Here is an 11351-nt window from a genome sequence, read left to right as displayed (position 1 = left end):
GCCAGTTGTGCCTGTGCAAGTCACCGACATCACCCCATCGCCCGAACTGCGGCCGGTCGGCAACGTCGTCCTCGTCGTCGTGGACATCCAGGGCGGCGGCAACGCCAACCCCTTCCCGCCCAGCAAGCCCGAGCAGACCTGGATGCCCGGCCGCGCCGAGCGCAACGCCAAGGCGGTCGACCTGGTCGCGGCGTTCCGCGCCAAGGGCGTGCCCGTGGTCTTCATCCAGGAGGTCCACAAGCCCTCGCTGATCGACATCGGCCGCGAGCTCGACGGCAACGAGGGCCCGCACTGCCTCGAGGGCGATCCGCGCACGGAGCTGCACCCGGGCCTGGACCCCCGCCCGGAGGAGTATCTGATCCAGAAGCGGCGCTACTCCGCCTTCTACGGCACCGAGCTGGACATCGTGCTGCGCGGATACAAGGCGGAGACGGTCGTCCTCATCGGCGGCATGACCGACGTGTGCATCCATTACACGGCGCTCGACGCCCACCAGTACGACTATCACTTCCGTACCGTCTCCGACATGGTCGTCGGCTCCGGCCCGGAACTGCACGACGCTGCCCTGCGGGCGATGAAGTACCTGCAGCGCGACGCCCTCGTCTCGAGCGAGGCCGTCCACGCCTGGCTCGCGACCGTCTGAGGAGCCTGATGAACATCCACGGAAAGACCGCCCTGCTCGTCGTCGACTTCCAGGGCGGCGACAACGTCTACGACCCCGAACAGCTGCGCAAGGCCATCGCCCTCGTCGAGAAGTCGCGCGCGGCGGGCGTCCCGGTCGTCTGGGTCCAGGAGGTGCACAAGCCGCACCTGATCGACATCGGCCGCGAGCTCGACGGCTCCGAGGGGCCGCACTGCATCGAGGGGGACCCGGCGACCGAGCTCGCCCGCGGCCTGGTGCCCACCCCCGACGAGTTCCACATCCGCAAGCGCCGCTACTCGTCGTTCTTCGGCACCGAGCTGGACATCGTCCTGAAGGCCCACGACGTGGACACCCTGGTCATGATCGGCGGCTTCACCGACATCTGCATCCTCTACACCGCCGTCGACGCCCACCAGCGCGACCTCCACCTCAACGTGGTGACCGACGTGGTCAGCGGCTCCTCCCCGCAGGCCCACGACGACGCCCTCAAGATGATCCACTACCTCCAGCACCGGTCCCTGGTCACCAGCGACCAGGCGCTGGACTGGCTGGAAAACCGGCTTGTCCCCGCTGAGACCATGGGGGCATGAGAAAGATCCCCACGCTGTTCCTGCGCGACCCGGCCGACCGCAAGCGGCTGCTGCGCGACGTGCACCCCGACTGCGGCTGGGTGCTCGCCGGCGAGGGCGTCCCGACCCGCAAGTACGACGGCACGTGCGTCCTGCTCGACGAGGACGGCACCTGGTGGGCCCGGCGCGAGGTGCGGCCGGGGCGCACGCGGCCGCCCGGCTACCGGCCGGTGATGACCGACGAGGCGACCGGGAAGACGGTGGGGTGGGAGCCGATCGGGCAGTCGGCGTACGCGCGCTACTTCGCCGAGGCGGTCCGGCCGGCGACGCCGGGCACCTACGAGCTGATCGGCCCCAAGGTCAACGGCAACCCGGAGGGTACGGACGGGCACGTGCTCGTGGCGCACGCCCAAGCCGAGCGGCTGGACGCGCCCCGCGACTTCGACGGGCTGCGCGCGTGGCTGCTGGCCCACCCGGCGTACGAGGGAATCGTCTGGCACCACCCGGACGGCCGCCGCGCCAAGCTGAAGCACCGCGACGTCGCCTGAGCCCGGGGCCTGTCCGATCCGCGCAAGATCGCCGGACGTGGCGCGGCCCTCAGGGGTCAGGGAACTGGAAGCGATCCAGATTGCGCAGCGACCGAATGTGTCCGTTTGGTTACCCAATGCTCGGGTATGGCTTGCGCACCTGAGCAGACGGTCAACGAAGGATGCGGTGCAGATGGATGCCAGCAAGCCCGCCCGAGCGGTGAAGGACGCCGTGGAGCACGCGACGGCCAAGGTCGCCGACGCGCTCACGAACAGCATTCCCGGGAAGCCGGGGAGCGCGCCCGCGCCGCTCGAGGAGCCGACCACGCCGGTGGACCCGCTTCCGCCGAAAAGCGAACAGGGCACGCCCGAGACCGTGACGCCCACCGGCGCGCACACCGGGGTGCCGCCGACGGCCAAGGGGCAGCAGGGCGCGCACCTGACGACGGCGACCGGCACCCGGCTGCGGGACACCGACCACTCGCTGAAGGCCGGCCCGCGCGGCCCGATCCTGCTGCAGGATCACCACTTCCGCGAGAAGATCACGCACTTCGACCACGAGCGGATCCCGGAGCGGGTCGTGCACGCGCGCGGCGCCGGGGCGCACGGCGTCTTCACCGGCTACGGCACGGCGGAGGGCGTCACCAGGGCCGGGTTCCTGGCCAAGGGCAAGGAGACCCCGGTCTTCGTACGCTTCAGCACGGTCCTGGGATCCCGGGGCTCGGCCGACACGGTCCGCGACACCCGGGGCTTCGCGACGAAGTTCTACACCGACGAGGGCAACTTCGACCTGGTCGGCAACAACATCCCGGTGTTCTTCATCCAGGACGCGATCAAGTTCCCGGACGTGATCCACGCCGGCAAGCCGCACCCGGACCGGGAGATCCCGCAGGCGCAGAGCGCGCACGACACGTTCTGGGACTTCGTGTCGCTGCACACCGAGGCGCAGCACCACACGATCTGGAACATGTCCGACCGCGGCATCCCGCGCTCGTACCGGACGATGGAGGGCTTCGGCGTCCACACCTTCCGCGTGATCAACGCGGCGGGGGAGACCGCCCTCGTCAAGTTCCACTGGAAGCCGAAGCTGGGCGTGCACTCCCTGGACTGGGAGGAGGCGCAGCTGCTCGCGGGCATGGACCCCGACTTCCACCGCCGTGACCTGTACGACGCCATCGAGGCGGGCGCGTTCCCGGAGTGGGAGCTGGGGATCCAGGTGTTCCCGGACACGCCCGAGGAGACGTTCGCCGGGATCGACCTGCTCGACCCGACGAAGATCGTGCCCGAGGAGCTGGCGCCGGTGCAGGCGATCGGCAAGATGGTGCTCACGAAGACGCCCACCAACTTCTTCGCCGAGACCGAGCAGGTCGCCTTCCACCTCGGGCACCTGCCGCCCGGCATCGACCACACGAACGACCCGCTGCTGCAGGGCCGCCTCTTCTCCTACGTGGACACGCAGCTGAGCCGGCTCGGCGGGCCCAACTACAACCAGATCCCGATCAACCGGCCGCACACCGACGTCAACGACATGCTGCGCGACGGCTTCCACCAGCACGCCGTGCACGCGGGCGTGGCGCCCTACCGGCCCAACTCGCTCGACGGCGGCAACCCGTTCACCACCGAGGAGAACTCGTTCGTCGACGTCCCCGTCGTGGTGGCCGAGGCGCCGAAGGTGCGCGCCAACCCGGCGTCGTTCGACGACCACTACAGCCAGGTACGCCTCTTCTGGGCGAGCATGACGCCGGTGGAGAAGGAGCACATCGTCCGGGCGTACACCTTCGAGCTGGGCAAGTGCTACGAGCAGGCCATCAAGGAGCGCCAGCTGCGGGCCCTCGCCAACATCGACCCGGTGCTGTGCGAGCAGGTCGCCACCGGGCTGGGCCTGCCCGTGCCCGAGCCGACGGTGCCCCTGGCCGAGGTCGCCCCGAGCCCGGCGCTGTCGCAGATCGGCGGCGTCTACCCGCCGGACGGCCGCATGATCGGCATCGTGGTGGACGCGGACGGCGACCTCGACGGCGTGCACGCGGTCCGGCGCGAGATCTTCTCCGCCGGGATGGTCCCGCTGATCATCGCCGCGCACGGCGGCATGGTGGGCGATCTGGCCGTGCAGCGTACGTTCGCCACCGCCCGCTCGGTGGAGTTCGACGCGATCCTCGTGGCCGGCGCGCCGCTGCCCGCCCCCGACGCCCTGCCCGCGCGCGACGCCAAGGCCGGCGCCGCCACCACGCCGGGCGTGGACCCGCGCGTGGCCCTGCTCGTCGACGAGGCCTGGCGGCACGCCAAGGCGATCGGCGCGTGGGGCGCCGGCACCGCGGTGCTCGAGCAGGCCGGCCTGGCCGGCACGCCGGGCGTCGTGACCGCCGATTCCGCTACGGCCGCCCTGACCGAGCTGTCGGCCCTGCTCGGCAAGCACCGGGTGTGGGAGCGGTTCCCCGCCACGGTGGCCTGACCGCCGGATTCTCGCTGCCCCTGCTCGCGCGTGCTGCGTGGGCGGGGGCAGCTTGGTTTGCCGCTTTTCGTCAGCCGCTTTTCGTCCGCTGCTTTTTCGTCAGGCGTGGTGCGGGGCCTGCGGGAGTTCGGCCCGGAGCCGCCGTCCGAGTGACACGACGATGTCGTCCCGGCCGTGGGCGGCGACCACCTGCACGCCCACCGGCAGCCCGTCGACCAGCCCCGCAGGCACGCTGATCGCGGGGTTGCCGGTCAGGTTGAAGTCCCAGCACAGGTCGCCCACGAACGGCGCACCCGCCACCGGCCCGTCGAACGGATGCGCGACCGTGAGCGTGGTCGGCGTGACCAGCGCGTCCACCTGCTCGAAGAGGTCCCAGACCGCGGCGTCCGCGCGCCGGCGGGCGGCGATCGCCGGCTGCAGCAGGGCATCGGGGACGGCCCGGCCGGCGTCCAGCGCGGCGAACACGTCCCACGCGTCGCCGGGGTCCGGCAGCTCGAACGGCACCTCCACCGGCGTGATGCCCGCAGCGCTCAGGCGGGACCGGACCACCGCGTCCACGGCCGGGTCCGCGACGCCCCGCCCTCGCCGGTCGCCGGGCCCGCCGAAGGTCGCCAGGTAGCCGACGCGCGGGGCCTCCACCGGCTCCGGAACCGGCCACCCGGGCAGCGCCGCGGGATCCAGCCGGTCCGGCCCGCTGACCAGACTCGTCGCCGCGACCACGTCGTCGAGATCCGCGCCGATCAGCCCGGCGACGGCCAGATCCACGACGGCGCGGCCGGGGCGGGGGATCCGGCCGGCCGTACCCTTGAAGCCGGTGACCCCGCAGAAGGCCGCCGGGATGCGCAGCGAGCCACCGCTGTCGCCGCCCGTGGCCAGGGGCACGACGCCCGCCGCGACCGCCGCCGCCGCGCCGGCCGACGAGCCGCCGGGGGAGCGCGCCAGGTCCCACGGGTTGCGGGTGAAGCCGGTGCCGTTCCAGCCGTGCGTCTGCGAGTCCGTGCCGGGCCTGTTCCGCGTCGACACCCCGATCGGGATGGCTCCCGCGGCGCGCAGCCGGGCGACGATCGGTGCGCCTGCCGCCGTGCCGGCCTTGACCAGGAAGGGTACGCCCGCCAGCGCGCCGCCCGCCGCCTTCCGCGCGCCGCCCGGGTCAATGCGGTTCGCCGGCTCGCGTGCGTCGCCCGCGTCGATGCGGTCCGCCGCCTGCCGTGCGCCTGCCGTGTCGAGCGGTCCGTTCAGGAAGTGCAGGATCGCGTCGAGCCGGGCCGCCGCCTCCAGCGCCTCGTCGATCACGTCCCGCGCGCTGCGCGCCCCGGACCGCACCTGAGCTGCGATCTCGCCGGCCGTCTGTGGTCTCACCGGCGTCACGCTAGCCAGGGGCGGCGGCGCCCCGGAATTCGGCTCGCCATCGTCCCGCCTGCTGGGGCATCGTGGGGTGTGGCCACCACTCAGCCGATTCTGCGTACCGAGCGACTGGTGCTCGAGCCCCTCGCGGACCACCATTTCGAGCGGGAGGTGGAGCTGGACTCCGACCGGGAGGTGCTGCGGTACCTGTACGCGCGGGCGCGCACCCGCGACGAGGTCAAGGCCGCCCACGAGCGGCGGCTGGCGGCCGCGGACGACGCCGGCCTCGGATACTGGGCGGCGTTCCTGACCGCGGCGCCCGGGGACTTCGTCGGGCTCATGATGCTGCCGGCATGGCACGAGCAGACGGCGGGCGCGGGCGAGGCGCGGCGGATCGTGTCGCGCGAGGCCGAGCTGGGCTACCGGCTCGTGCGCCGGCACTGGCGGCGGGGGCTGGCGACGGAGGCCGGCCGCGCGCTGCTGGAGCAGGCCTTCGGCGCGGCGGGGGTGAGCCGCGTGGTCGCGCAGACCATGGCGGTCAACTCGGGGTCGCGCGGGGTGATGGAGGCGCTGGGGATGCGGCACGTGCGGACCTTCTTCCCGCAGTGGGAGGATCCGCTGCCGGGATCCGAGGCGGGCGAGGTCGAGTACGAACTGACCCGCGACATGTGGGACCGCCGCGCCACCCGCTGACCCCGCCGCCCGCCCGCCGCGACCCGCTCACCCGCCTGCGCCCGCTGCCCGACCGGCCGCGCCCGCTGCCCGACCGCCCGACCGCCCGACCGGCCGCCTGCGCCAGCCCACGCTCGCCGCCCGCCGTCCGCGCTCCTCCGCTCGCGCCCGCTGCCCGACCGCCCGACCGCCCGACCGGCCGCCTGCGCCAGCCCACGCTCGCCGCCCGCCGTCCGCGCTCCTCCGCTCGCGCCTGCGCCCGCCGTCCGCGCTCGCCGCCCGCGCCCGCCCGCGCCCGCCGTCTGCCCGGGCCTCGATGCTCGCCGTCCGTGCTTGCCGCAGCGCCGGGCCCAGGTGCCCAAAGCGCCCGATGCCACTGCAAACAACCTGCAAGCGGTTATGTCTTCACATCGACACCCGTCTGTGTTGTCCTGAGGGCTGAGGAAAGCGCTTGCTCAGGGCAAAGCGGGCGCCTTCCCGCCGAAGCTCCCGGTCGATGTGCACATGCACGTTTGCACGTTCGCGCATTCCGGCGCCGCGTGCCGATGCTGCGCAACACCGAACTCCACAATCCGGCGCCGCCACGCCGCACGGCTGCGGCCCCCTGCTGCCGTGCCGGCCCCCGCGCCGGGAACGCCGCGTGTCACCGCGCGGCGCATCCGTCCACCGCTAGGAGTAGATCCATGCGTAAGTCCCTGCGCCACGTCGCACTGGCCACGTCGGCCAGCGCGACCTCGTTCGCCCTGCTGGCGGCCGCCCCCTCCGCCCTCGCCGCCGTCGACCGGTCCGCCCCGGCGGTCGCGCTTCTCGCGGCCGTGACCGACCTGGTCGGGTGGGCCACCCAGAACGGCGGCACCACGGGCGGCGGCAGCGCGGCAGCCACGACCGTCACCAGTGCGTCCGCGCTGACCACCGCGGTCGGATCCACGTCCGCCGCCGTCATCCGGGTGTCCGGCACGATCAGCTGCTCGGGCATGCTGCGGGTCCGGTCGAACAAGACGATCATCGGCAACTCGGGCGCCGCGATCGTCGGCTGCGGGCTCAACATCAACGGCGATCGCAACGTCATCATCCGCAACCTCAGCTTCCGCGGCTGGAACGACGATGCGATCAACGTGCAGGAATCGGCCACCAACATCTGGGTGGACCACAACACGTTCAGCGACGGGTACGACGGTGCCGTCGACATCAAGCGCGGCTCCGACTTCGTGACCGTCAGCTGGAACCGCGTCTTCGACCACGACAAGTCCATGCTGCTCGGGCACAGCGACGACAACGCGAGCCAGGACACGGGCCACCTGCGCGTGACCTATCACCACAACTGGTTCGACGCGTCCACCCAGCGGCACCCGCGCGTGCGCTTCGGGAACCCGGTGCACGTCTACAACAACTACTACTACAGCAACAGCGGCTACGGCGTCGCCTCGACCGAGGGCGCCGGCGTGCTCGTGGAGAACAACTCCTTCGAGAACGTCGCCGACCCCTACCACCTGGGCGAGGGCGACTCCGGCCCGGGCACCCTGGTCGCGCGCGGCAACCTGCTCGTGGGATCCGGTTCCGGCCAGACCGGGGGCAGTGTCGCCGGCATCCCGTACGCCTACACGCCCGACGCCGCGAGCAACGTCAAGTCCATCGTGACCGCGAACGCGGGCGCCGGCCGCATCTCCCTGTGACCGTCGCGGGCCCGGCGTCGCGGATGCCGGGCCCCTCTCTCCGAGGAGGACCAGTGCGCAAAGCCCGCATCCTGGCGGCCCTCGCCGCCGCCCTGCTGATCGTGGTCCCGGGCACGCCGGCCCTGGCCGCCTATCCGAACCCCGGCTACGTCACCGGCGACACCGGCGCCCACGACCCCACGATGATCAAGACGCCGTCCGGCAGCTACCTGGTGGCCACGACCGGCGCGAACATCCCGCTCAAGACCTCCACCGACCGGACGACCTTCCGCAACGCCGGCGTGGTCTTCCCGAACGGCGCGTCGTGGACGACGTCCTACACCGGCGGCAGCACCAGCCTCTGGGCGCCCGACCTCTCGTACCACAACGGCCGCTACTGGCTGTACTACTCGGCGTCCACCTTCGGCTCGCAGCGCTCGGCGATCTTCCTGGCCACGAGCACCACGGGCGCGGCCGGCTCCTGGACCAACCAGGGCCTGGTCATCGAGTCCTCGACCGCGGTCGACTACAACGCCATCGACCCCAACCTCTTCGTCGACGCGCAGGGCCGCTGGTGGCTGACCTTCGGCTCCTTCTGGTCGGGCCTCAAGACGGTGGCGCTCAACCCCTCGACCGGCAAACGCTCCGACAGTACGGTCAGAGCAGTCGCCGGCCGCAACGGCGGCCCGATCGAAGCGCCGTTCCTGTTCCAGCACGGCTCCTACTACTACCTGTGGGTCTCGTTCGACTACTGCTGCCGGGGCGCCTCGAGCACGTACCGGATCATGGTCGGCAGGTCCACCAGCCCCACCGGACCCTTCACCGACCGCAACGGCGTGGCCCTCACCGCCGGAGGTGGCACCGAGATGCTCGCCGGGCACGGCTCGATCCACGGCCCCGGCCACCAGGCTGTCTTCACCGACACCGACGCCGATGTGCTCGTCTACCACTACTACGCCGACAGCGGCGCGTCCTACCTCGGCATCAACCTCATCGGCTACGACTCGGCGGGATGGCCCTTTGTCTACTGAGCTGTTCGACCTCGATGGTGCCCCGCTGGCGACGTACGTCATCGAGCCGCAGCTGGACATCCGGCTCGGTCCCCGCCCGTACCTCCATCCGGTCCGGACCCTGAGCGGCACCACCGTGACCGACGCCCTGTGCCAGGACCACCCCTGGCACCTGGGCGCGTCGCTCGCCCTGCAGGACGTCAACGGCGTGAACTTCTGGGGCGGCCGCACCTACGTCCGCGACCAGGGCTACACCTGGCTCGACGACCACGGCCGCATCGTGCCGTCCGACGCCCGGGCGGACCCCTCCCTCGGGGCCGGGCGGCAGCTGTCAGTCCCCTCCCTCGCGACCGGGCAGCAGCTGTCAGTCCCCTCCGCCGGGGCCGGGCGGCAGCTGTTCTCGTGGCAGGACCAGCACGGCACCACCCTGCTCACCGAGCGCCGCGAGCTCACCGCGGGCCTCGCGCCCGGCGGATGGCAGCTCACTTTCCGGTACGCCCTGAGCGCCCCCGCCGAGCACCCGGTGACCCTGGGCAGCCCCGCCACCAACGGCCGCCCGGGCGGCGCAGGCTACGGCGGCTTCTTCTGGCGTGCCGCGCCCGCACCCGGCGAAACGCTCACATTCACGCAGTCCCGCATGGGCGAACACGCAGTCAACGGCAGCGCGGAGCCGTGGCTGGCCCTGCGCGCCGGTGAGGCGTACACGCTGGTGTTCCAAGGCCTGCGCAACAACGACCGCTGGTTCGTCCGCACGGCCGACTATCCGGGCGTCTGCGCGGCACTAGCCTTCGACCGCCCCCTGACCCTCCCCGCCGGCGCCACCCTCGACCGCGAGATCAAGGTCCTGATCAGCGACGACGCCACCCTCGAGCCCGACGACATCGCCAAGCTCCTCGCATAGCCCGACGACATCGCCAGATTCCTCGCATAGCCCGACGACATGGCTCAGCTTCCGGTGTAACCCGACGACATCGCCCGGCTCACCGTCGCCCGGTCGAGCGTCGCCGCTCTGGGCGTCGCCACGTTGGGTGTCGCCGCGCCGAGCGACGCAGGACCGACCGCGCCGCGCCACGCCGACCACATTGCGCCGCGCCGACCAGGTTGCGCCGACCGCGCCGCGCCGCCGCGCCGCGCCGACCGCGCCGCGCCGACCGCGCCGACCGCGCCGCGCCGACCACGCCGCGCCGACCACGCCGCGCCGACGCGCCGCGCTGACCACGCCGCGCCGACCGCGTTGCGTTGCGCCGACCAGGTTGCGCCGCGCCGGCCGCTCCGACCGCGCTGCGCTGCGCCGATTGTGGCGCGCTTCGTTGGGCAGCGTGCGGCGGCACGGAGCGTGCGGTTCGCGGCGGGCGTCTCAGCGCGGAGGCGTTCGGGTGGCCGGGCGCACCGCCCACGGCACGCCCAGCTCGGACGGCAGCGAGCCGGTCTCCGCCACCTGCCGGAGCACCTCGTTGATGCCGGTGACGACCCGGACGCCGGCTCGGTTCTGGACGTGGGGCGGTTCGAGGAGGGTGGGCTCCGGCAGGTCCGGGGCGGTGATCGTCTGCAGCACGCTGGTGAAGATCCTGGTGCGTTCCAGTGGCGCGATGAGCGGCACGCCCGTCTCGCGGTGCGCGATCAGGTTCTCCAGCAGGCCGGTGCGCTGCGACTGCTCGGTGGGGGAGCCGGGCAGCGCGAGGCGGTCGGTTGGATATTCCAGCACCGCCCGGCCCGCGGAGCCGTCGGCCACGATGTCGCCGGCGATGAAGTCCTCGCCCGCGAGGGTGACCGCCGCGAGCAAACGTGCATTGTTCGGGAAGGTCAAACGTGCAAAGGCCGTGTCGTCCGCCTCGATCGGCCTGGTGCGGTAGCGCTCGATCTCCAGCGTCGCCCACTCACCCGCCCCGGCCGCGCGTGCCGTCTCCAGCGCCTGCATGAGCGCGTGGGCGAGCGGGTTGACCAGCACCCCGTCGATCACCGGCCGGCCGTCGATCTGCCGCCGCCCGGCCCATGGCGCCCGGGCGTAGTAGGCGTCGTCCCGCTGCCAGGACGCCACCGCCGCGATGCTTGTCACCTTCTCGTTCGCGACGAAGTCCCACAACCGGGCCGCCGCGTGCGATCCGAGGGCCTGGAAGCCGACCTGGCACGCGCCCCCGGTCTCCGCGACCACGGCGGCCAGGCGGTGATGCTCGTCGAGCGTGCGCACCGGCGGCTTCTCCAGCAGCACATCGGCCCCGGCCCGCAGCACGTCCTCCGCGATCGCCAGGTGTGTGTGCGGCGGCGTGCAGATCACGACCACGTCCGGCCGGGTCTCCGCGAGCATCTCCCGGTGATCGCGAAACACCCGGGCGCCCTGCGGATCCCCCTGCACCGGCTGCGGATCCGCCAACCCCACCAGAGGTACGCCGCCCAGCCCCGCAATGATCCGCCGATGGTGCTGCCCGTGCCCGTTCGCCCCGACGAGCCCCACGCGCGTCATGCCCCACCAGCCCCGCGCGTCATG

The 11351-nt window shown here is 72.6% G+C and carries 10 protein-coding genes; 8 read left to right on the top strand and 2 right to left on the bottom strand.

Annotated elements, in window-relative coordinates; translation table 11 throughout:
- The 4 genes from RBH18_RS20810 to RBH18_RS20795 all read left to right on the top strand — a co-directional run.
- A partial coding sequence (locus tag RBH18_RS20810) for a cysteine hydrolase family protein (RefSeq protein ID WP_306210263.1) occupies window positions 1-643 on the top strand: 643 nt, incomplete at its 5' end.
- Window positions 644-651: 8 nt separating this feature from the next.
- Window positions 652-1233 (top strand): cysteine hydrolase family protein, encoded by a 582-nt coding sequence (locus tag RBH18_RS20805; RefSeq protein ID WP_306210261.1) that lies wholly within the window; start codon window positions 652-654, stop codon window positions 1231-1233.
- Window positions 1230-1760 (top strand): RNA ligase 1 family protein, encoded by a 531-nt coding sequence (locus tag RBH18_RS20800; RefSeq protein WP_306210259.1) that lies wholly within the window; start codon window positions 1230-1232, stop codon window positions 1758-1760. The genes RBH18_RS20805 and RBH18_RS20800 overlap by 4 nt, the downstream gene beginning before the upstream one ends.
- 172 nt (window positions 1761-1932) lie before the next feature.
- On the top strand, window positions 1933-4188 hold the full coding sequence (locus tag RBH18_RS20795; RefSeq protein WP_306210257.1) for a catalase: 2256 nt from the start codon (window positions 1933-1935) through the stop codon (window positions 4186-4188).
- 99 nt (window positions 4189-4287) lie between these two features.
- Here RBH18_RS20795 and RBH18_RS20790 read toward each other — a convergent pair whose 3' ends face one another.
- On the bottom strand, window positions 4288-5547 hold the full coding sequence (locus RBH18_RS20790) for an amidase family protein (RefSeq protein WP_306210255.1): 1260 nt from the start codon (window positions 5545-5547) through the stop codon (window positions 4288-4290).
- 117 nt (window positions 5548-5664) lie between these two features.
- On the opposite strand from RBH18_RS20790, the gene RBH18_RS20785 reads away from it, so the two are divergent.
- The 4 genes from RBH18_RS20785 (at window position 5665) to RBH18_RS20770 (ending at window position 9767) form a co-directional block, all read left to right on the top strand.
- Entirely contained in the window at window positions 5665-6225 is a 561-nt protein-coding gene (locus RBH18_RS20785; RefSeq protein WP_306210253.1) for a GNAT family N-acetyltransferase, read from the top strand.
- Between the two features lie 662 nt (window positions 6226-6887).
- Window positions 6888-7877, top strand: a complete 990-nt coding sequence (locus RBH18_RS20780; protein WP_306210251.1) for a pectate lyase family protein — start codon at window positions 6888-6890, stop codon at window positions 7875-7877.
- A 53-nt stretch (window positions 7878-7930) separates the two neighbouring features.
- A complete protein-coding gene (locus RBH18_RS20775; protein WP_306210249.1) occupies window positions 7931-8887 on the top strand; it encodes an arabinan endo-1,5-alpha-L-arabinosidase in 957 nt (318 codons plus the stop codon).
- Complete coding sequence (locus RBH18_RS20770) at window positions 8877-9767, top strand: DUF6807 domain-containing protein (RefSeq protein WP_306210246.1); 891 nt, start codon at window positions 8877-8879, stop codon at window positions 9765-9767. Before RBH18_RS20775 ends, RBH18_RS20770 begins: the two co-directional genes overlap by 11 nt.
- Window positions 9768-10223: 456 nt before the next feature.
- Here RBH18_RS20770 and RBH18_RS20765 read toward each other — a convergent pair whose 3' ends face one another.
- Window positions 10224-11327 (bottom strand): Gfo/Idh/MocA family protein, encoded by a 1104-nt coding sequence (locus RBH18_RS20765; RefSeq protein ID WP_306210244.1) that lies wholly within the window; start codon window positions 11325-11327, stop codon window positions 10224-10226.
- Window positions 11328-11351: the final 24 nt, after the last annotated feature.

The sequence above is a fragment of the Actinoplanes oryzae genome (assembly GCF_030757795.1).
Taxonomy (GTDB): Bacteria; Actinomycetota; Actinomycetes; order Mycobacteriales; family Micromonosporaceae; genus Actinoplanes.
The sequence above is the reverse complement of the archived record's forward strand: the minus strand, read 5'-3'. Positions and strand labels throughout refer to the sequence as shown.